The sequence below is a fragment of the Mesorhizobium sp. WSM3224 genome, from assembly GCF_000427725.1.
GTDB lineage: Bacteria > Pseudomonadota > Alphaproteobacteria > Rhizobiales > Rhizobiaceae > Mesorhizobium.
The window spans coordinates 62,082-81,634 of the sequence record NZ_ATYO01000003.1; the positions used below are offsets into that span (position 1 = coordinate 62,082).

The 19,553-nt window shown below is 63.8% G+C and carries 28 protein-coding genes and 1 riboswitch; of the genes, 20 read left to right on the top strand and 8 right to left on the bottom strand.

Features of this window, described 5'->3' with window-relative positions; all coding sequences use genetic code 11:
• Positions 1 to 11 precede the first annotated feature (11 nt).
• Positions 12 to 767, bottom strand: a complete 756-nt coding sequence (locus YU3_RS0106970; protein WP_027165570.1) for a helix-turn-helix domain-containing protein — start codon at positions 765 to 767, stop codon at positions 12 to 14.
• A 189-nt stretch (positions 768 to 956) separates the two neighbouring features.
• On the opposite strand from YU3_RS0106970, the gene YU3_RS0106975 reads away from it, so the two are divergent.
• The 3 genes from YU3_RS0106975 (at position 957) to YU3_RS0106985 (ending at position 2,445) form a co-directional block, all read left to right on the top strand.
• Positions 957 to 1,379 (top strand): VOC family protein, encoded by a 423-nt coding sequence (locus YU3_RS0106975; RefSeq protein ID WP_027165571.1) that lies wholly within the window; start codon positions 957 to 959, stop codon positions 1,377 to 1,379.
• A gap of 20 nt (positions 1,380 to 1,399) precedes the next feature.
• Positions 1,400 to 1,762 (top strand): DoxX family protein, encoded by a 363-nt coding sequence (locus tag YU3_RS0106980; protein ID WP_027165572.1) that lies wholly within the window; start codon positions 1,400 to 1,402, stop codon positions 1,760 to 1,762.
• Between the two features lie 233 nt (positions 1,763 to 1,995).
• Positions 1,996 to 2,445, top strand: coding sequence for a hypothetical protein (locus YU3_RS0106985; protein WP_027165573.1), 450 nt, complete (start codon positions 1,996 to 1,998; stop codon positions 2,443 to 2,445).
• Between the two features lie 195 nt (positions 2,446 to 2,640).
• Here YU3_RS0106985 and YU3_RS0106990 read toward each other — a convergent pair whose 3' ends face one another.
• Together YU3_RS0106990 and YU3_RS0106995 are read right to left on the bottom strand one after the other, a co-directional pair.
• Positions 2,641 to 3,045, bottom strand: a complete 405-nt coding sequence (locus tag YU3_RS0106990; RefSeq protein ID WP_027165574.1) for a YciI family protein — start codon at positions 3,043 to 3,045, stop codon at positions 2,641 to 2,643.
• Positions 3,046 to 3,215: 170 nt separating this feature from the next.
• Positions 3,216 to 3,806, bottom strand: a complete 591-nt coding sequence (locus YU3_RS0106995; protein ID WP_036258035.1) for a TetR/AcrR family transcriptional regulator — start codon at positions 3,804 to 3,806, stop codon at positions 3,216 to 3,218.
• A gap of 103 nt (positions 3,807 to 3,909) precedes the next feature.
• Between YU3_RS0106995 and YU3_RS0107000 the strand changes: the two genes are divergently transcribed.
• The 5 genes from YU3_RS0107000 (at position 3,910) to YU3_RS0107020 (ending at position 7,986) form a co-directional block, all read left to right on the top strand.
• Positions 3,910 to 4,440: a DinB family protein gene (locus YU3_RS0107000; protein ID WP_027165576.1), complete on the top strand. Its 531-nt coding sequence runs from the start codon at positions 3,910 to 3,912 to the stop codon at positions 4,438 to 4,440.
• Between the two features lie 413 nt (positions 4,441 to 4,853).
• Positions 4,854 to 5,216 (top strand): hypothetical protein, encoded by a 363-nt coding sequence (locus YU3_RS0107005; RefSeq protein WP_027165577.1) that lies wholly within the window; start codon positions 4,854 to 4,856, stop codon positions 5,214 to 5,216.
• Between the two features lie 270 nt (positions 5,217 to 5,486).
• Positions 5,487 to 6,083, top strand: a complete 597-nt coding sequence (locus tag YU3_RS0107010; protein ID WP_027165578.1) for a glutathione S-transferase — start codon at positions 5,487 to 5,489, stop codon at positions 6,081 to 6,083.
• 263 nt (positions 6,084 to 6,346) lie between these two features.
• Positions 6,347 to 7,477 (top strand): IS481 family transposase, encoded by a 1,131-nt coding sequence (locus YU3_RS0107015; protein WP_027165579.1) that lies wholly within the window; start codon positions 6,347 to 6,349, stop codon positions 7,475 to 7,477.
• 140 nt (positions 7,478 to 7,617) lie between these two features.
• Positions 7,618 to 7,986 carry a TfoX/Sxy family protein gene (locus tag YU3_RS0107020; protein ID WP_027165580.1) on the top strand — a complete coding sequence of 123 codons (369 nt, stop codon included), beginning with the start codon at positions 7,618 to 7,620 and terminating at the stop codon, positions 7,984 to 7,986.
• A gap of 71 nt (positions 7,987 to 8,057) precedes the next feature.
• Here the strand turns inward: YU3_RS0107020 and YU3_RS0107025 are convergent, their stop codons facing one another.
• Entirely contained in the window at positions 8,058 to 8,711 is a 654-nt protein-coding gene (locus YU3_RS0107025; protein ID WP_027165581.1) for an outer membrane protein, read from the bottom strand.
• 410 nt (positions 8,712 to 9,121) lie between these two features.
• Here YU3_RS0107025 and YU3_RS0107030 point away from each other — a divergent pair, with 410 nt between their 5' ends.
• From YU3_RS0107030 to YU3_RS0107075, 10 genes are all read left to right on the top strand, one after another.
• Positions 9,122 to 9,886, top strand: coding sequence for an SDR family oxidoreductase (locus tag YU3_RS0107030; protein ID WP_027165582.1), 765 nt, complete (start codon positions 9,122 to 9,124; stop codon positions 9,884 to 9,886).
• Positions 9,883 to 11,976 carry an excinuclease ABC subunit UvrC gene (gene uvrC / locus YU3_RS0107035; protein WP_027165583.1) on the top strand — a complete coding sequence of 698 codons (2,094 nt, stop codon included), beginning with the start codon at positions 9,883 to 9,885 and terminating at the stop codon, positions 11,974 to 11,976. The genes YU3_RS0107030 and uvrC overlap by 4 nt, the downstream gene beginning before the upstream one ends.
• A gap of 235 nt (positions 11,977 to 12,211) precedes the next feature.
• Positions 12,212 to 12,808 (top strand): CDP-diacylglycerol--glycerol-3-phosphate 3-phosphatidyltransferase, encoded by a 597-nt coding sequence (pgsA, locus tag YU3_RS0107040; RefSeq protein WP_027165584.1) that lies wholly within the window; start codon positions 12,212 to 12,214, stop codon positions 12,806 to 12,808.
• A gap of 1 nt (position 12,809) precedes the next feature.
• On the top strand, positions 12,810 to 13,067 hold the full coding sequence (gene moaD / locus YU3_RS0107045) for a molybdopterin converting factor subunit 1 (protein ID WP_027165585.1): 258 nt from the start codon (positions 12,810 to 12,812) through the stop codon (positions 13,065 to 13,067).
• A 1-nt stretch (position 13,068) separates the two neighbouring features.
• Complete coding sequence (locus tag YU3_RS0107050) at positions 13,069 to 13,548, top strand: molybdenum cofactor biosynthesis protein MoaE (protein WP_027165586.1); 480 nt, start codon at positions 13,069 to 13,071, stop codon at positions 13,546 to 13,548.
• Between the two features lie 78 nt (positions 13,549 to 13,626).
• Positions 13,627 to 14,040 carry a YbaY family lipoprotein gene (locus YU3_RS36115; RefSeq protein WP_051333868.1) on the top strand — a complete coding sequence of 138 codons (414 nt, stop codon included), beginning with the start codon at positions 13,627 to 13,629 and terminating at the stop codon, positions 14,038 to 14,040.
• A 289-nt stretch (positions 14,041 to 14,329) separates the two neighbouring features.
• On the top strand, positions 14,330 to 14,599 hold the full coding sequence (locus tag YU3_RS0107060) for a hypothetical protein (protein WP_027165587.1): 270 nt from the start codon (positions 14,330 to 14,332) through the stop codon (positions 14,597 to 14,599).
• A gap of 267 nt (positions 14,600 to 14,866) precedes the next feature.
• A riboswitch (Fluoride riboswitch) is annotated at positions 14,867 to 14,929 on the top strand.
• A gap of 97 nt (positions 14,930 to 15,026) precedes the next feature.
• A complete protein-coding gene (crcB, locus tag YU3_RS36120; RefSeq protein ID WP_084507939.1) occupies positions 15,027 to 15,482 on the top strand; it encodes a fluoride efflux transporter CrcB in 456 nt (151 codons plus the stop codon).
• A gap of 18 nt (positions 15,483 to 15,500) precedes the next feature.
• Positions 15,501 to 15,923, top strand: a complete 423-nt coding sequence (crcB, locus tag YU3_RS0107070) for a fluoride efflux transporter CrcB (protein WP_245273446.1) — start codon at positions 15,501 to 15,503, stop codon at positions 15,921 to 15,923.
• 43 nt (positions 15,924 to 15,966) lie between these two features.
• Positions 15,967 to 16,311 carry a DUF190 domain-containing protein gene (locus tag YU3_RS0107075; RefSeq protein ID WP_027165589.1) on the top strand — a complete coding sequence of 115 codons (345 nt, stop codon included), beginning with the start codon at positions 15,967 to 15,969 and terminating at the stop codon, positions 16,309 to 16,311.
• On the opposite strand, the gene YU3_RS36125 is transcribed toward YU3_RS0107075, so the two are convergent.
• Both YU3_RS36125 and ndk read right to left on the bottom strand, forming a co-directional pair.
• Positions 16,286 to 16,516 carry a hypothetical protein gene (locus YU3_RS36125; RefSeq protein WP_156913388.1) on the bottom strand — a complete coding sequence of 77 codons (231 nt, stop codon included), beginning with the start codon at positions 16,514 to 16,516 and terminating at the stop codon, positions 16,286 to 16,288. The genes YU3_RS0107075 and YU3_RS36125 overlap by 26 nt on opposite strands.
• 162 nt (positions 16,517 to 16,678) lie before the next feature.
• Positions 16,679 to 17,101 carry a nucleoside-diphosphate kinase gene (ndk, locus tag YU3_RS0107085; RefSeq protein ID WP_027165590.1) on the bottom strand — a complete coding sequence of 141 codons (423 nt, stop codon included), beginning with the start codon at positions 17,099 to 17,101 and terminating at the stop codon, positions 16,679 to 16,681.
• 168 nt (positions 17,102 to 17,269) lie between these two features.
• Between ndk and YU3_RS40425 the strand changes: the two genes are divergently transcribed.
• Complete coding sequence (locus YU3_RS40425; RefSeq protein ID WP_156913389.1) at positions 17,270 to 17,479, top strand: hypothetical protein; 210 nt, start codon at positions 17,270 to 17,272, stop codon at positions 17,477 to 17,479.
• Here the strand turns inward: YU3_RS40425 and YU3_RS0107095 are convergent.
• Both YU3_RS0107095 and YU3_RS0107100 read right to left on the bottom strand, forming a co-directional pair.
• Positions 17,476 to 17,757, bottom strand: a complete 282-nt coding sequence (locus YU3_RS0107095) for a DUF1905 domain-containing protein (protein WP_245273447.1) — start codon at positions 17,755 to 17,757, stop codon at positions 17,476 to 17,478. The genes YU3_RS40425 and YU3_RS0107095 overlap by 4 nt on opposite strands.
• 31 nt (positions 17,758 to 17,788) lie before the next feature.
• Complete coding sequence (locus YU3_RS0107100) at positions 17,789 to 18,481, bottom strand: glutathione S-transferase family protein (protein ID WP_027165593.1); 693 nt, start codon at positions 18,479 to 18,481, stop codon at positions 17,789 to 17,791.
• Between the two features lie 58 nt (positions 18,482 to 18,539).
• Here YU3_RS0107100 and YU3_RS0107105 point away from each other — a divergent pair, with 58 nt between their 5' ends.
• Positions 18,540 to 19,052: a DinB family protein gene (locus YU3_RS0107105; RefSeq protein WP_027165594.1), complete on the top strand. Its 513-nt coding sequence runs from the start codon at positions 18,540 to 18,542 to the stop codon at positions 19,050 to 19,052.
• The last annotated feature ends 501 nt before the right edge of the window (positions 19,053 to 19,553 follow it).

Sequence of the window (19,553 nt, forward strand, 5' to 3'; positions counted from 1 at the left end):
CCGAGTTCCCCTCAAGCCAGCGCCGAAGGCGTCGCACCGGTCAACCGCCGGCTTTCGCGGATCAGATGCGCCTGGTCGGCATAGCCGGCTTCGATCGCCAGCAGCGCGGTCGAGGCGTCGCGCTGCTGTCGTTGCAGGCGCCGGAAACGGTGGAAACGTAGGATGCGGTCGAGCGTCTTCGGACCATAGCCGAAAGTGTCGTCGAAGCGCCGCCGCAGCGTCCGCTCGCTCATATGCAGCTGGCGTTGCAGGAACGGAACCAGCAGCGTTTCCGGCGGCAGTCCCTCGTCGATGACGTCGAAGGCCCGGACCATCTGCGGGTCGAGCACATCGCGGCCCTGCGTGTGCGTGCCGACCGTCTCCTCCAGTTGCCGCACCAGGTCGACAAGGTCGGGAGCCGCCTTGATGCGGTCGGTCAGCGCGCGGGCGCGCGTGCCCCACACTTCGCCGAGGTCCAGCCGCCCGCCGACGATCTCGCCGGCCGGCACGCCGAGCCAGCCGGCGGCGACGCCCGGACGGAAGCGGAAGCCGATGATCACCGTGCCGGCGAGCGGTGTCTCGATCTGCGGCTCCTTGTCCGGTCCGGCCACGCGGAAACGGCCGTCGATCCATTGCAGGTCGATCGTGGCGTCCGGCGTGATGACGATCGGTGGAACGGCACGCTCGACCATGCGGTGGACCCAGACCGCAGAGAAGGCATCGGCCAGGCCCCGTGGGGCGGGCCGTTCCAGAAAGCAGCCGGTTGTCTGCGCCAGGACCGGTTCCATCTCTCCTCCGATCTGTTCCACCCGGATCGGTGCGACGGTCATTTTGGCCGAAATCTTCAAGGCTGGCCACGTCATCCATGGCAAAACGGATGGAGTTTCACTGTGCTTCACGCACTCGCATCGGACCCGCATCCGTTTACGACCGTGGTCACGAATATAGAAACACGAATATAGAAAGGAGTGAGAGAAATGAAAGCTCGCATCACCGTATTGACGCTCGGCGTCGACGATCTGGAAGCGTCGCTCAAATTCTATCGCGACGGCCTCGGCCTGCCGACCGAAGGCATTATCGGCCGCGAATTCGAACATGGCGCCGTCGCCTTCTTCGACCTCGCCGGCGGCCTGAAATTCGCGATCTTCGAGCGCTCTAGCATCGCCCATGACGCGACGGTGCCACAGAGCGGCCGCAGCCCGACCGAGCTCACCATCGGCCACAATGTCGGCAGCGAGGCCGAGGTGGACGCGGTGATGGCCGAAGCCGTCAAGGCTGGCGCGCGCGTGGTCAAGCCCGCGCAAAAAACCTTCTGGGGTGGTTATGCCGGCTACTTCCAGGATCCCGACGATCATCTGTGGGAGGTCGTCCACAACCCGGCTTTCATTCCGCAGGATTAAAGTCTCGGCGGGAGGCCGCAATGCCCATTCAGACCATTCAAGCGGTCGGCGCTTTCCTCATCGGCGGCGTCTTCGTTGTCGCCGGCATCGAGCACTTTGTGAAATTCCGGGCGATGAGCGACTATCTGGCGAGCCGGGGGTTCCCGGCTCCCGCCCTGATGCTCGCCACCGGCTCGGCGGTCGAGATCGTTGCCGGCCTGATGCTCGCGCTGGGCTTTGCATTGCCCTTTGCCGCCGGCGCACTGGCCGCCTTCACGCTGGCGACGAATGTCATGCTGCTGCGTTTCTGGGCGAGCGAAGAGCCGGAGCGCCAGGTGCTGCGCAATGCGTTTCTGATCAACATCGCCGTCATCGGCGGGTTGCTGCTAGCCGGCACTGTCTGAAGCAATTCCAGGAAAAGTGTGTAGCGGTCAGGTTCGGCGCCTTCGCCGTAACCTTCCGTCCGTAATTGCGTGAAAACAAAGAGCTAGAGCGGTTCGGCGGTTCTATCAAACGCTGAACCGCTGTAGCCGGTGAGGTCCGGAACGAAGCTTTGCGGAAACCATTGTTTTCGCACCCGCTTGACCGCCGCCAAGCGAATCCGCACAGTGCGCGGAACCGACCTTGAGAGGCTGTCATGACTCGCTTCGCCCATTCCGCCCTTGCCGCGCTGATTTCGCTTACTCCGTTGGCCACCTCGCTGGGCTTCAGCCAGGCCGCGCACGCCGCCGACCTTTCCGTCTACAGCGGGGACGATGGCAGCGTCTGCGGCGAAAACTGGGTGCTGAGCAAGATTACCGACCGCTTCTCCTACCAGGTGCACCACGTGCCGCATCTGCCGGTCGTCGCGATCACCGATTTCCGCAACATCCGGCAGCATCGCTACGAGCCGGCGAGCGACGAATGGCCGATCGGCCGCCACTATTGCCGCGCCACCGTCAACCTGTCGGACGGTCGCGACCGCTCGATCTTCTACCTGATCGAGGAAGGCCAGGGTTTTGCCTCGATCGGCGACAATGTCGAGTTCTGCGTCTCGGGCTTCGACCGCTGGCTGGTCTATAACGGCCGCTGCCGGGTGCTCAGGTAATCGATGCCGGCCGGTAGAAAGCTGAGGTAGGCGCCCTACGGCGCCCCCTCTGGCCTGCCGGCCTATCCGGCGTTGGCCTCAAACGTCTCCGTCACCGGCGCGGGCCATGAGCAGCGCCCGCTCCCGCTCATTGCCGGTCAGCTCGGCGGCGCGGCTGCTCGATCCGCCAGACCGCCCCGATCGCCGCCTTGGCGGTCAACCTTTCGGCTCACCGAAACCTTCGGCCGCCTTCTGGACGTCCTCGGGAAAATCGTTCATCTCGAAAACGCGCCGGACCTCGATGACGTCGTTTTCGCCTGCAGGGCAGCGCCGTGCCCATTCGACGGCTTCCTCAGGAGAACGCGCGTCGATCATCCAGTAGCCGCCGAGCACTTCCTTGACCTCCGCGAACGGGCCGTCGGTGACGGCCGGCTTGCCGCCCTTGAAGGAGACCCGTGCGCCCGACGACGGCGGATGCAGCCCGTCGAGCGCGAGCAGCACGCCGGCCCGCTTCAGCTCTTCATTGTACTTCATCATCGTCGCCACGGCCTCGGCTTCGGGCCTGACGTCGGGAGCCGCGGTCGCGTAGCCGCCAGGGATCATCAGCATCATGAAACGCATCTTTAGTCTTCCTTTGGTCTGGTTGGTTGCCATCATATGACGAACGGCGATCGACGGAATCGACAGGCCTGGCGAAAATTAATTGCGATGCCGGCCGAAGAGGGGTGGTGGCACGCGAGCCGGCGCCTCCTCCGCTGTCGCTGCCTCAGGCGGCCTTGGCGCCCGATAGGTCAGGTAGCCCGGCTACCTGACAGATAGGCCGAGATCAGCTCGACGAGCTGCTTCTGCAATTCCGGCGCATCGAGCATGTTGCGCCGCGCCGCGTTGTGGATCACGCCCTCGATCGCCGAGGAGAGCACGCGCGCCATCGTCTCGGTATCCTTGCGGCGTTTGCGGTACTGCGCGACGGCCGCCGCGTAATGTTCGAGATAGCGCGTCTGGAACGAGGCATGCGCGGCGCGCGAGCCGCGGTCGCCGGGCGCCTCGTCGAGCAACACCTGGTGCAGCGTCGGGTGGATGCTGTGCGCGCCGATCATGCCGCGCACCAGCTCGCGCGCGAACTGCCTCAGCGGCTTCTCGTCGGCCGCCGCTTCGCGAATCACCGACAGCACATGGTCGAAGTGACGGCGCCGGATTGCTTCGACCAGCGCGAGCTTGTCGGGGAAATATTGATAGAGCGAGCCGATGCTGACGCCCGCGGCCTCGGCTACCTTGTTGGTGGAAAACCCGGCCCAGCCGAGCTCGCTCAGAACGTGAGCACCGGCTTCGATGATCGCCTCGACGGTGGCGATCGAACGCGCTTGGCGCGGCTGCTTACGCATGCGCGCGGCCGGCTTTGCAATGCGAGTAGACATCCTGGCCGGTCTCCCGAGAATATAAACAGGATACTCACATTCATTTCGCCAACGCAAATGGAGCCGGAAGATGAGCGCCAAGACCCTGCTGAGAAGCCTGCTTGCCTACCAGGCCTGGGCGAACGACGAGTTCGTGGAAAAGCTTGCCGGGATGGATCCGTCCCGCGACGTCGAGGAACGCCACGCCGCGGTCCGGCTAATGAGCCACATCCATGTCGTGTCGCGGATTTTTGCCGCGCACCTGAAGGGCGTCGCCCATGGCTATGCGAGCGACAACACCGCGGAAACTCCGGAGCCGGCCGGGTTGCGCGCCGCGTTGGCCGAGGCCGACGGCTGGTATCTCGACTATCTCGAAACCGTTTCGGAACAGGAGCTTGCCGAGCCGGTCGCCTTCACCTTCACCGACGGCGATCAGGGCTGCATGACGAGGCAGGAGATGCTGACCCATGTCGTCCTGCACGGCGGCTACCATCGTGGCGAGATCGGTCGTATGTTGGCGCGGATCGCGGTCTCGCCGCCCTGGCATACCTATGCCGTCCATCTGCACCGGGGCGAGCCGGCGCGTCGCTTGCAGGGCGAACGCGATCCCGCTGAGGTTTGACGACAGTGCTGATGAATATGAGCTTTAAGCTCACTTTCCAGCGCGAAAGCTTTTGCTCCGTCGCATGGCCGGTTCATCTGTAGATGTTTGCGCTGGACAAGATGAGGCAGGCGTTCGGCGGCTTCTTCTCTATTGTGAGTAGTCTGCTCACATTCTTATGTAGAGTTGTGCTACGGGTCGATGGATGATCAGGCGATAGAAGCCGCGCGAAAATCTGCGTGGCGCCCCGTCACTTCGAAAGTGACAGATTCGCTCGCAATTTTTCGATGAGACGCATCTTCACGAGTTTCGTGTAACCAAAATTCAATAACTGAAAATCATTGTGTTGCTTCGCTGGCTAGACAGTCGCGAGTCAGATATGCATAGACACGCCGGGTCACTCACGACCATCGGCAAAACGCAAGGGGCATCGCATGGCAAAGACAACAACCAAGGCGCCGGCGGCGAAAGCGCCGGCAAAAAAGCCGGCAGCTAAGGCTGCCGCGAAACCTGCAGCAGTGAAGAAGGCAGCGGCACCGAAGGCAGCCGCCAAGGCTCCGGCCAAGGCAGCAGCAAAGCCGGCGGCCAAGAAGCCGGTAGCGAAGGCTGCGGCGAAGCCCGCCGCCAAGGCAGCGGCAAAGCCGGCGGCCAGGGCAGCGGCGAAGCCCGCCGCCAAGAAGCCGGCAGCGAAGGCAGCGGCCAAGCCCGCGGCCAAGGCTCCGATGAAGGCCGCCGCCGCCAAGTCGACGGCAGCTGTCAAGAAGGCGCCGGCGAAGAAGCCGGCCGCCAAGAAGTAATCGCGTAGCTTCGCGCGCGAACCGCAACAGGTGAGGGCGGATGCCGTCGAGGCATCCCTCTCGCCAGGTGAGTGTGTCAGCAAGCGAAGCCGGAGCGGACGCTCCTCCTAAAGCTCTCGGAAATTTTGCCACCAGGCAAAACTTCCGGGAGCTTTTTTATTGCGGCGCCTGCGCCGGCAAAATGCATTGGCCAATCTGGATGGCCTTGCTGGCCGTTGCCCTTCGGATCGTGATCGGTCAACAGTGCCGTAACCAACTGGGAAACTGCTCATGCCGAAACTGCTCTATGCACCCACCTCGCCCTACAGTTCGAAGGTCCGCATGGCGGCCACCTATGCCGGCATCGCCGTCGATCTCGTGCCGGTCAAGACGGAGGACAAGCCCGCCGAACTGATCTCGGCCAATCCGCTCGGCAAGATCCCGGTGCTGGTGCTGGAGGACGGCCGCGCGATCCATGACAGTCGCGCCATCACCCAGCATCTCAACCGCATCTCCAAGAATCTGTTGTTTCCACGCAACCCCGACAAGCGGCTCGAGGCGGAAATTCTCGAGGCGCTGGCCGACGGCATCTGCGACTGCGCGCTGTCGATGGTCTATGAGCGGCGTACGCGCCCCGAGACGATGGTCTACCAGCCTTGGCTCGACCGCCAGTGGGCGAAGATCACCGCCGCGCTCGACCTGCTCAACGCCAACCCGCCGAAGCTGCCGAAGAAGATCACCGCCGGCCACATGGCGCTGCGCGCCTGCCTCGGTTATCTCGCGCTGCGCTTTTCCGGCCAATGGGAGAAGGGCCGCAGCCGCCTGGTCCGCTGGGCCGCCCGCTTCGATGAGAAGTTTCCGGAGCTGAGAGCCAGCGTGCCGGGGTGAGCGCCCTGCCTTCTCCCCTTGTGGGAGAAGGTGGATCGGCGCGATAGCGCCGAGACGGATGAGGGGGTGTTGGAAGAAATGAGGCGCTGGTGAACAGCGCACGGAAGACCCATGAAAGCGTGCGTCAAGCTGGAGCACCCCTCATCCGTCCGAGCTTCGCTCGGCCACCTTCTCCCACAAGGGTGTTTGGACCGGGGACATCGCGAACAGGTGTGCGAGGACATCGCGAACAGTTTTGCGCGTTTTGCGCGAGGGGGTTCGGGATGCCATTCGGGGCCAGAAGCGTGATGAGCCAGAAAGAAGAGTTCGTGAGATTGGCGCTGGCGCCTGGCGCCAATGTGAGCGCGTTGTGCCGGCGCTTCGGCATTGGCCGGACCTGCGGCCACAAGTTGCTTTCGCGCTATCGGATGGAAGGCGCGGCCGGCCTGGCGGAGCAGTCTCGGCGACCACTGTCGAGCCCGGCACGCAGTGCGCCGGAGGTGGAAACCGCAGCCGTTTCGGTGCGTGTAGCGCATCCAGCCTGGGGTGGGCGCAAGATCGCGCGAGTGCTTGCCCGCGAAGGCATCGGCACGCCGGCGGCCTCGACGGTCACCGGCATCCTGCGCCGCAACGGTATCGAGCTGGGGGCTTTGGGCGGCGGAGCCCAGCCTTTCATTCGCTTCGAGCATGCCGCCCCCAACCACCTGTGGCAGATGGACTTCAAGGGCCACGTTGCCTTGCGCGCCGGCCGGCTGCATCCGCTTACCGTGCTCGACGACCATTCGCGCTTCTCGATCGCGCTGTCGGCCTGCGCCGACCAGACCACCGAGACCGTAAAAGCCCGGCTGATCGCCGCCTTCCGTCGCTATGGCCTGCCGTGGCGCATCGCCACAGACAATGGTCCGCCTTGGGGCGATGGCGGCCGCAACGACTTCACCTTGCTCACCGTGTGGCTGATCGAGATTGGCATTGCCGTCAGCCACTCCAGGCCTTGCCATCCGCAGACGCTCGGCAAGGACGAGCGCTTCCATCGTTCGCTCAAGGCCGAGGCATTGCAGGGACCGCCCTTCGCCAATCTCGCCGAGGCTCAGGATGCATTCGACCAGTGGCGCCACGTCTACAACGCCCAGCGTCCTCACGACGCGCTGGACGGCGGCGTGCCGCTCGATCGCTACCAGGCCTCGCCGCGCCAGTATCGCGAAACTGCCGAGCCGTTCGAATATGCCAAGGACGATCTCATCCGCCGCGTTCAGCAGCACGGCTTCGTCTCAATCCTTGGCCGCTCAATGCGCTTGTGCAGGGCCTTCGCGGGAAAGTCCGTTGCCTTCAGGCCTACCGCCATAGATGGCGTCTTCGACGCCTGGTTCAGACATCAAAAAATAGAAACCATCGACCTCAACACCTTGGCCCGATAGCATGCAAAACTGTTCGCGATGTCCTCGCACACCTGTTCGCGATGTCCCCGGTCCAAACAAAGGGGAGAAGGGGAGCGCGCCCACCTTGAACCCCATTCTCTTCCATGCTTGCCTGACATCACCCAAATGGGAGTGGTGACATGGCAAAGCCCTCAACCAGCGTTGCGCGCGACCCGATGGTCGAGCGCCTGCGCGCCGCCCTCGGCCGGCGCGCCTTCACCGAGCAGAAGATGTTCGGCGGCACCTGCTTCATGATCAACGGCAACATGCTGATCGGCACCTCTAAGCGAGGCTTGCTGGTGCGTGTCGGCAAGGCCGCGCATGCGGCCGCTGCCGCACAGCCCCATGCTCGGCCGATGGAGATGGGCGGGCGCGCGATGGAAGGCTATGTCCACGTCGCGCCGGAAGGCACCGCGAGTGAAGCGGACCTCGCAGCCTGGCTCGACCGAGCCCTGGCATTCGTCGAAACTTTGCCGCCGAAGGTCAAACCCGCAAAGAAGAGCGCCTGAGCCGGCGAACGCAGCCACAAAAAAAAGCCGGGCGCAAGGCCCGGCTTTTCCGTGTCGTGGCTTCTAACGACTTAGAACTTCATACCGACGCCGAAGGTGACGCGGTTGTCCTTCGACTTGACGCTGCCAAGAGCGCCGAAGTCCTTGTCGCCGTAGTCCGTGTAGCGGTATTCGACACGCCCGAACACGTTGTCCGTGATCTTGATGTCGGTGCCAACGCCGGCCGTCCAGCCAAGCATACCCTTGCTCTCGTCGGTGAGGGTGACGCTATCCGTGATCTTCTGGTTCTTGGCGGCGAGACCGCCGGTGCCATAGAGCAGGATTTCCGGGGTCACGGCATAGCCGAGACGGGCGCGCAGCGAGCCTTCGAGGCCGCCTTTGGCATTGATGCCGGCGCTGTCGCCCTTGACGCCATTGTAGCCGAGATCGGCTTCAGCGCCGTAGACGAAGTTGTCCTGCTGCCACTGGTAGCCGCCGAAGACGCCGCCGATGAAGCCCTTGGTCTTTACGTTGACACCGGCGTCCCGGGCATCGGCATGGCCGCTGAAGCCGTAGCCGAGGCTGATACCGGCATACGGGCCGGCCCAGGAAGCAACCGGAAGCTCGGCAACCGGGGCGGGAGCCGGCGGCTCTTCGGAAACGACGTCGGCCGCAAAGGCGGTACCACCGAAGGCGAACAGCCCGAGCGCAGCGGCGAGCGGCGCGAATTTGAGATTGGTCTTCATTATATACTCCTTAAGCCACAAGACACTTAGGCTTGTTTGTTCATGAAACGCCCCGGCCCGTCCGGGGGGATAAACGGGTCTGGCGCTTAACGGTTCCAAATGTCGTGCTGAAATGCGGCTGAAGCGAACCTGAACTTGGGTCATTCCCCGGCGCGAATAAGGCCGAAAGTTGACGTTGCATCTTCGCAACAGCGAATGTCAGCAGGCTAATTATGTTGCGCTGCACACCGCTTGGTTCAAGGGGTCCAGCGACCTATATTGCCATTAACGGCGCCCCGAATCCGGTGGGCCCGACGAGCGTCCGGGCCGCTTCGCCACATTCCTGCCCCAGGTGGAAATGGCATTTAACGCTTGGCCCGTCATATTGTGCCGGCTTCCCGGAATCGTGAAGCCGAGTGAGGATTGACACCATGAAACAAGCCACGGCCGTCGCGCTGGTGACGGGTGGAGCAAGGCGGATCGGCAAGGCGATCGTCGAGGATCTGGCCGCCAATGGCTTCGCCGTCGCTATCCACGCCAACCGCTCCGGCGACGAAGCCGAGGCACTGGCGAGGAAGATCACGGGCGAGGGCGGCCGTGCCGCCGTGGTCGCCGCCGACCTCACCGATATGGATGCCGTGGGCGACCTCTTTGGCCGTGCGCAAGCGGCGCTCGGACCTGTCACGCTGCTGGTCAACAACGCTTCCCTGTTCGTCGACGACCGGGTGGAGGATTTCGACTGGCAGGCCTGGGACCGCCATTTCGCCATCCACGTGAAGGCGCCGGCGCTGCTGGCGCAGAACTTTGCCCGCGCGCTGCCGCAAGGCGAGGAAGGGCTGATCGTCAACATCATCGACCAGCGCGTCTGGCGGCCGACGCCGCGCTACTTCTCCTATGCGCTGTCGAAATCGGCCCTGTGGACGCAAACGCAGATGCTGGCGCAGTCGCTGGGGCCGCGCATCCGCGTCAACGCCATAGGCCCTGGCCCGACGCTGAAGAACAAGCGCCAGGACGATGATGATTTCGAAAGCCAGGTCGGGGGCCTGATTCTGAAGCGCGGCCCGCAATTGCCCGAATTCGGCGCCACGATCCGCTATCTCTGGCAAGCGCGCTCTGTAACCGGCCAGATGATCGCGCTCGATGGCGGCCAGCATCTTGCGTGGCAGACGCCCGATGTGACAGGCATGGTGGAATGAGTCCCGCAGACCACAAGCATAGGCGAAACGGCATAGCCGCCGACGACCTGCCCCCCGATACCGACCTCGAGGACGAAGCGGTGGAGGAGATCGTCGAGCCGGTTGCCGCAGCCGGACCCGATGTCGCCTTCACGGCCATCGATTGGACGCCGCATGCCGGCGATGCCGACGGCATGGTCGGCGCCGAGGTGATCCAGACCTTGGTCAAGCGGCTGCCCAACCAACCCGGCGTCTACCGCATGATGAATGCCGCCGGCGACGTGCTCTATGTCGGCAAGGCGCGCAGCCTGAAGAAGCGCGTCACCAATTACGCGCAGGGGCGTTTCCACACCGCCCGCATCGGCCGCATGGTGCGCGAGACGTCGACGATGGAATTCGTCGTCACCCGCACCGAGATCGAGGCGCTGCTGCTAGAGGCCAACCTCATCAAGCGGCTCAGGCCCCGCTTCAACGTCCTGATGCGGGACGACAAGTCGTTCCCCTACATCCTTTTGACCGGCGACCATGTCTCGCCCGGCATCTACAAGCATCGCGGCGCGCGCTCGCGCAAGGGCGACTATTTCGGGCCCTTCGCTTCCGCTGGCGCAGTCGGCCGCACCATCAATTCGCTGCAGCGCGCCTTTCTGCTTCGGAGTTGCACCAACTCCTTCTACGAGAACCGCACAAGGCCGTGCCTGCTCTATCAGATCAAGCGCTGCGCCGGTCCCTGCACTGGCGAGATCTCGCACCAGGACTATGCCCATTTGGTCGCCGAGGCGAAGGATTTCCTCTCCGGCCGCAGCCAGAAGGTGAAGACCGAAATCTCGGCCGCCATGCAGCAGGCCTCGGAAGAGCTCGATTTCGAGCGCGCCGCCATCTACCGCGACCGTCTTGCCGCGCTCTCGCATGTGCAGGCACATCAGGGCATCAACCCGCAGACGATCGAGGAGGCCGACGTCTTCGCCATCCACCAGGAAGGCGGTCAGACCTGCATCCAGGTGTTCTTCTTCCGCACCGGCCAGAACTGGGGCAACCGCGCCTATTTCCCGAAGGCCGATCCGGCGCTGGAGCCGGCCGAGGTGCTGGGCTCGTTCCTGGCGCAGTTCTATGACGACAAGCCGACGCCGCGCGCCATTCTTCTTTCGCATGGCGTCGAGGACCAGGAACTGCTGGCCGAGGCGCTCTCAACCCGCGCCGGCCGCAAGGTGGCGATTTCAGTGCCGCAGCGCGGCGAGAAGAAGGACTTGACCGACAACGCCCTTCAGAATGCCAGGGAGGCGCTTGGCCGCAGGCTCGCCGAAACCTCGACCCAGGCGCGGCTGCTCACGGGCTTTGCCGAGACCTTCGGCCTGAAAAAACCGCCGGTCCGCATCGAGGTCTACGACAACTCGCACACCATGGGCACAAATGCGGTCGGCGCCATGGTCGTCGCCGGGCCGGAAGGTTTCGTGAAGAACCAGTACCGGAAATTCAACATCCGCTCGACCGAGATCACGCCCGGCGACGATTTCGGCATGATGCGCGAGGTGATGCAGCGGCGTTTTTCGCGGCTGCTCAAGGAGCATGGCGACGAGCAGAAATCGTTCGTGTCGGAAGGCCCGGCCGCTGAGGACGACGCCGGCGAGGAGGATCTGGTCGCCGGCAATGGCGGCTTTCCTGCCTGGCCCAACGTCATCCTGATCGACGGCGGCCAAGGCCAGATGACGGCGGTGCGTCAGATCCTTGCCGACCTCGGCATCGAGGATCGGGTCACGGCGATAGGCATCGCCAAGGGCCCGGACCGTGACGCCGGCCGCGAGCGCTTCTTCGTCAAGGGCAGGGACTCCTTCATGCTGCCGGTGCGCGATCCTGTGCTCTATTTCGTCCAGCGCCTGCGCGACGAGGTGCACCGTTTCGCCATCGGCTCGCACCGCGCCCGCCGCAAGAAGGAAATGGTCAAGAGCCCGCTCGACGAGATCGCCGGCATCGGTCCCGGCCGCAAGCGCGCGCTGCTCCATGCATTCGGCACCGCCAAGGCGGTCAGCCGCGCCGCGGTCGAGGACCTGGTCAAGGTCGACGGCATTTCCGAGCACGTCGCGAAACTGGTCTACAATCATTTTCATGAGAGCTGAGGGTCGGTCGCAAGGAAGGTTGACGAGACTTGCGCTGGCCAGCTGCACTCTGGAGATTGGCCGCGATTGCACGCTCGACAAATTGAACGCTTGTTGTGTAGGACTTCGGGTAATATCGGTATCATCCACCCCGGCCTTCGCCCCATTTTTCCCTGGTCAATCGAATCTCGCCTGTTGACCCCCTACATTGGCTTCTGATTTGAGTACGTCTGGCGGAGGAGTTTCCCGAGACGACATGGCACAGCGCGCGTTCAACCTGCCGAACATCCTCACCTATGCCCGCATCGTCGCGGTGCCGCTGGTCGTGCTGTGTTTCTTTCTCGAGGGGCATCTGAAGTCGTCCGACTTCGCCCGCTGGTCCGCGCTCGTCATTTTCCTGCTCGCTTCCATCACCGATTACTTTGACGGCTATTTCGCGCGCGCCTGGCAGCAGACCTCCAACATCGGCAAGATGCTGGATCCGATCGCCGACAAGCTTCTGGTCGCCACCTGCCTGCTGCTGCTTGCCGCCGATACCGACCGCCACGCCGGCATCGCCGGCTGGTCGCTGTGGGCGGCGATCATCATCCTGTGCCGCGAGATCCTGGTTTCGGGCCTGCGCGAATATCTGGCTGCCTTGAAAGTCTCGGTGCCGGTGACCCAACTCGCCAAATGGAAGACCACCATCCAGATGGTCGCCATCGCCTTCCTGCTGGTCGGCCCGGCCGGCGACAAGATCTTTCCGCTGACCACCCAGATCGGCCTGGTGCTGCTGTGGGTCGCGGCACTTGTCACGCTCTATACCGGCTACGATTATTTCCGCGCCGGCCTCAAGCACATCATGGACGAGTGAGATGTCGACCAAGCTCATCTATTTCGCCTGGGTACGCGAGCGGATCGGCAAGCCGGACGAGGAAGTCGAGCTGCCTTCCGAGATCGAGACGGTTGCCGATTTGCTGCGCTGGCTGAAGTCGCGCGGCGAGGAATATGAGAACGCGCTGCAGTACCCGGACGTCATCCGCGTCGCCATCAATCAGGAACATGTCGGCCACCGCGAGAAGATAGCGGGGGCGCGCGAGATCGCGCTGTTTCCGCCGATGACCGGGGGCTGAGATGTCCGGCGCGGTCGTGCCCGCCATCCGCATCCAGCGCGAGGATTTCGACGTCGCCGCCGAGATCGCCGGCCTGACCAGGGGCCGCGCCGATATCGGCGCCGTGGTCACTTTTTCCGGCCTTTGCCGTGACGAGCAGGGCGCGCTGTCGGCGCTCGAGCTCGAACACTATCCCGGCATGGCGGAGGCCGAGATCGGCCGTATCGCCGCGGAGGCCGTCGAGCGCTGGCCGCTGCAGGGGCTGACCGTCATCCATCGCCACGGCAAGATAGCGCCGGGTGAAAACATCGTGCTGGTGGTGGCGGCCTCGTCGCACCGCCAGGCGGCCTTCGAGGCGGCGAATTTCCTGATGGATTACCTGAAGTCGCGCGCGCCCTTCTGGAAGAAGGAGCATCTGGCCGACGGTTCCCAGGGCGGTTGGGTCGAGGCCAAGGAGGCCGACGATCACGCGGCGGACCGCTGGACGAAACCTCGCGAATAAAATCCCGTTCGGCCATCGAACGACCGCAATCCTTCCCAAGCTTGCCAATCGGTTTGATTTGCTGGGCGGAGCAATCTCATGCTGGACAGGATCGCGGAGTTCTTCATCTTCGGGCTGGTGCCGCTGGTCGTCGGCGTGCTTGCCGTGCCGGAAGTGACCAAGGCCGGCGAAAAGACGATTGCGGGCGAGGTGACCTATCGCGAGCGCATCGCCCTGCCGCCCGATGCCGTGCTGGTGGTCGAGCTCGCCGACGTCTCGCTGGCCGATGCGCCGGCAACCGTCATCGCCAGGCGCAAGGTAGCGCCGGCCGGCCAGGTGCCGATCAGCTTCGAGATCGGCTTCGATCCCAAGGCGATCCAGAAGGGCCGCACTTATGCGCTGCAGGCGCGCATCACCGTCGGCGAGCGGCTGATGTTCGTCACCGACACGAGCCATCAGGTCGATCCGCTGGCCGGCAAGCCCCAGACGGTGTTGGTGAAAATGGCGCGCTGACTGTGCGCGCCGGGCCGGCTCCGCGATGAGACCAGAACTGGCTCATCGACATCAACAGCATCGGAGTCATCGCCGGGCCGCAGGCAACATTCCAAGTCAGCGAAGCTGGCAAGGCTGGCACGAGGGGTGCGACTTTTTCGGTCTGAAAAACCGTGTTCGCCGGAATAAACCGGCTGCGTTGCGCGTTGACCTATCCAGATGGCGGGCAGGCAAAGGGATCATGTCCCTTCGTTGAAACCGCCAGACCGAATGCGCGGGTCGATCTGGCCACTCGAAAGGAGTTCCAGATATGAGAATGCACGCGCTCATCCTTGCTGCCACAAGCCTATCTTTGATCGGCTTCACCAGTCTTGCCAAGGCGGATGACCATCTGTTCAACGCCCAGCAGCATGGGCTCAGCCCCGACAGCCAGCCCTTCCAGACCAACAAGGCCGGCCATAGCGGCGACCTCGCGCCCGGGCAGGGCAGTCCGTTTACCGGTGAGGAGACCAAGACGCCCGCCACCGACACCGCGGCGGCAAACGATCATGCGAATGTGAAGGAGCGCCAAGCGAAGTAAGTTTGGCCGAGTAACACCTTGTGACGCCGGCGGGACAGCGCCCCCCTCTGTGCTGCCGGACATCTCCCCCACGAGGGGGAAGATTGGCAGTTCGATGCCGGCTCATCTCCTGCGACGTTGGGGATGGCGAAAGTCGGCGTGACGTCTGATCTCCCTCCAAGTGGGGGAGATGTCCGGCAGGACAGAGGGGGCGCGAAGGAACGCAGCCCTGATTATTTCCGCAGGGCGCCCTGATTGACCGCGCCGCGGCAACCGCATAGCTTCCCTCACAAAAATGGGGATGGGGTTCCCCCGAAACCGCCCTTATGGGCTGATGACTCCTGCCAGGCGTGCTCTTGCGCGGCAGGATTTGTTTTCCCGCTCGTATCATGCCTGATTTCGTGAAGTGATTCCGGTGCGGAATCGCGTTTGGAAAGGCATTGAAGCAATGACCCTTGCGGCTTGCGCCCTGGTCCTGATCGGCGGTTTCCTCGGCGGCATTTCCCGCTTTTTCCTCTCCGGCGTGGTCGGCCGGGGCATCGGCGAGACCTTTCCCTGGGGCACGCTTCTGGTCAATGTTTCCGGCGCCCTTGCCATCGGCGCCTTCGCCGGCGCGGCGCGGGCGGTCGGCGGCGTCTTCGCCAGCGATCTCGTCCGCGACCTGATCGTCGTCGGCCTGTTCGGCGGCTACACCACGGTGTCGTCCTTCTGCCTGCAGACGCTCAACCTGGCGCTCGACGGCGAGGGGCGGCTCGCTGCCTTCAATGTCGTCGTTTCCTCGGTGCTGTGTGTATTGTTCGTCGCCCTCGGCTTCTGGGCGGTCGCCTGGGTGGTTGGTTCAACCACCTGGGTGGTTGGCTCAACCACCTGGGTGGTTGGCTCAACCACCTGGGTGGCGGGCTGAGTTATGGCGAGCCGGGCGGTGGCGGACAGGCAGACGGCGGTGCGGCTTTACCTGGCGGTTGGCTGCGGCGCGGCGATCGGCTCGCTGGCCCGCTTCCTGTCGGGCTATTTCATCGTCGCGCTGCTCGGCCTGAACGCGCTTTATTCGACCGCTTTCGTCAATGTCGTCGGCTCGTGGATCATCATGACCTTCGCCACGTTGACCGGGCCGGACGGCCGCCTGATGGTCGGTCCCGGCAGCCGCAATTTCATCATGGCCGGCTTTTGCGGCGGGCTCACCACCTTCTCGGCGATGAGCTTCGACACCTTCATCCTGCTGCTCGAGGGCGACTTGCCGCTGGCCGCGACCTATTTCATCAGTGTGGTCGCCCTGTCGCTCGCCGCCGCGTGGCTCGGCTATCTCATGGCGTCCAGGCTCAACCGCCTGCCGGTCGATAGGTGATCGGGGCAAACAGGTAACAGGGATCAGGGATCAGGAGGAGAACATGGAACTTCCCGCGCAATGCGCGCTGCTCAGGATCTTCTTCGGCGAGGACGACAGGGCGGCCGACGGCAAGCCGCTGCACGAGGCGATCGTCATCAAGGCGCGCGAGACCGGCATGGCCGGCGCCACGGTGCTGCGAGGTCCGCTCGGCTTCGGCCGCTCAAGCGTGCTACATACCGCCAAGATCCTGCGCCTGTCGCAGGATCTGCCCATCGTTGTCGAAATCGTCGACGCGCCGGAGAAGATCGACGCGCTGATCCCCGAGATCAAGGCGCTGACCAAGACGAAGAGCTGCCTGATCACCAGGGAGAAGGTAGAGGTCATCCGCTACGGCGACGGGGACTGAAACTGCCGCGCAGGTGGCTGCCGATCGTGTCCTCGTCGAAAATGCCGGCGGAAAAAAGCTTCATGGCTTCGATCGCCAGTTCCGATGCCTCCGGACTGCCGGGAATAATGCCCCGTTCCTCGCAGACCTGGTCGTAAAGGCGCTTCAACAGGACGAGATCGTCCGGATACGCAGCGCCACTCCTGGAAACATGGAGTTGGGCCATGCTTCCCTCCCTTTTACTAGACGCAAGCGCGACAATGCTTTCAGCCGGCGACATCCCTTCGCCGACGGGCCGGACTTAGCGCGCCCAATTTGGCTGCCAACCCCCTTGCGACAAAAAAAGCGGCCCTCGGGCCGCCTTCGTTGCAAAAGCCGACTTTTCGGTTCAGCCGACGATCTCGGTGTCGGAGAACCAGTATTTGATCTCCTGCGCGGCCGTCTCCGGCGCGTCCGAGCCATGCACCGAGTTCTCGCCGATCGACAGCGCATGCACCTTGCGGATGGTGCCTTCGGCCGCATTGGCCGGGTTGGTGGCGCCCATCACTTCGCGGTTCTTGGCGATGGCGTTCTCGCCTTCCAGCACCTGCACGATGGTCGGGGCCGACGACATGAATTCCACCAGCTCGCCGAAGAACGGACGATCCTTGTGGACGGCGTAGAAACCTTCCGCCTCGCGGCGGCTCATCCACACGCGGCGCGATGCGATGACGCGCAGGCCGGCGTCTTCCAGCATCTTGGTGATGGCGCCCGTCAGGTTGCGCCTGGTCGCGTCGGGCTTGATCATGGAGAAGGTGCGTTCGATCGCCATAGGGTCGTCCTTGTTCTGGGAATGGAAATTGGAGTGGCGGGCTCTATACAAGCCGCCCGCCGCCTTGCCAAGGGGAGGCGGCTTCTGGCCAAGGCGGGCTCTTTGCGGGATAATTAGGCGGCTGCAAACGCGCTGAACGCAGCCTTGGAGCATCCAGGCGTGGAGGCGATGAACCGGCCTTACCCCAGACGTGGCGATGTCGCCGGCATTCTCCTCATGGCCGTGGTTCTTGCCGCAATCGGCTTCGTCCTGCTGTTCTTTCCAGGGCGCGAACAGCAGAATTTCGGCTTCGGCCCGGAATGGCAATGCACGCGCGTGGAAAAGGGCGATCCGATCTGCGTCAGGCTGGTCGACAAGGCTGCGCCCAAACAGAACTAAAGCTCGATCTCTATCGTCAGCGCCGGCGCGTCGCCGATCGTCAACCCCTCACGCCGCCGCACCGAGCCTTTGATCGGCAAGAGCAGGCTGCCGGATGCCTTGTCGGGAAACAGTGATGTCTGCCACCTTGTCTTGCCGATGCTCGCCGTGACGCCGAGCGAGCCCCAGGGGCGCGCCAGTCCCGCCATCGCCGCTTTGATCCGCGCCGCGACGTCCACCGGCAAGGTCACGAAATGCCAGCCGCCCTTGCCCGGATAGACCCAGATCTCGGTCCGCATCTCATAGTGCAACATCCGACGCCAGCGGCCGTTACGCGGCCGCGGCGACTTGCCTGCCGATCCCGCCATGCAGGTCGAGGCAGCGCTCGAACCAGCGGGCGATGACGTCGGCATCATCGAGCAATTGGAAAGGCGAGGCGATGCGGCCCCATTGCAGGGCCCCGAAGACGATGTAGTCGGCAAACAAGGGCGCCTCGCCGCCGATGAAGGGCTGGTAGCTGAGCGTCGAGCGCAGCGGCTGCAGCGCGGCGCGGAAGGCCGAGAGCCCGGCATCGCGGTTGGCCACGACATCTTCCAGCCGCTTGCCGTAGCGCTGCTCGCGATCCTCGCGGAAATAGGCGGCATTCGGCTCGTCTTGCATTGCGTGCAGGTCGGTCAGCGCCACCGTCGCGATATAGGGATGGATGGTGAACTGCGACCAGCGCTCTACGAAGCGCGCCGTCGCCTTGCCGCCTTCGCCGGAAAACAGCGTCGGCCGTTCCGGATAGGCCTCGTCGAGATAGAGCGCGATGGCGAAGGAATCGGCCACCACGTGCTCGCCGTCGCGGATCACCGGCACTGTCTTCGACACGCCGCCCTCGACTTTCGGCACCTCGAGGAAACGCGTCGGCACCTTGGTGGCGGTAAGCCCCTTATGCGCTAAAGCCATCTTGGTCTTCCAGCAATGCGGGCTGAACGGGCGTGCGGTGTCATGGCCGACGAGGTCGTAGAGCAGAATGGTCATTGGCGGGTCCGTTGCTGCGGGTTACGTAGAGCCGGGATTCGTGGCGAACCGGTGGATGATGAAACAGCATTTCATGATGTTTGCGGCTTACAATCAATGGGCCAATGGCCGCCTCTACGATGCCGCCGCCGATCTTGGCGAGGAGGAGTTCGGTCGCGACGTCGGCGCCGTCTTCGGCTCGATGCTTGGCACGCTCAACCATCTGCTTGCGGTCGACCGCGTCTGGATGAAGCGCTTCACCGGCGAGGGCGACGCGCCGGCGAGCACCGCCACTATCCTCCATCGCGCTTTCCCGGGACTGCGCCTGGCTCGCGAAGCCGAGGATAAGCGGATCGCCGAGTGGGTGGACGGCATGAGCGACAAGGCTCTCGCCGGCCGCTTCTCCTATACGACGCTGACCGACATGCGCACCGTCTCGCAGCGTGTGGCGCCTGCGCTCAGCCATTTCTTCAACCACCAGACCCATCATCGCGGCCAGGCGCACATGGTGCTCACCGTGCTCGGCCGACCCTCGGTACCGCTCGACCTGGCGCTGTTCCAGCGTTCCGAAGAAGGCCGCGCCTACGCCTGAGCAGGTCTCCGGCAGGAATTTGAATGCAAGCTTGTTCGCTAGCCGCAGGCAGGTTGATCGTTGATCAAGCTCAAACATTAAGGAAAACTCGTAAATCGTTTCGGAACGACGAATTTTTCCCTGAAAAAAATGGAACCCTGATCGGACCCGTTCGTATTCCCTTCGTTCCCTCTCGCACAGGCATACGCACGGACCAGATTCTCCGGCGATGCGGTGTGGGCAAAATGTGGCAACGAAGGAGAATGCCATGAATGGTATCGTAGAGAAAATCGCCGGCGTATTGGTCGGTGGCATCGCCATTCTCGCCGGGCCGGCGAATGCAGATGGTCTCGACATCGGCTTTGGCATCGATAACAGCGGCGCCGGTGTGGGCAGCTCGGGCGGCTTGAATATCGGCGCGGGGAGTTCGCTCAGTGGTTCAACCGGTCTCGGCACGGGCTTTGGCAGCAATATCGGCGGCGTCGGCGTGGGTAGCACGGGCGACTTGAACGCTGGAGCAGG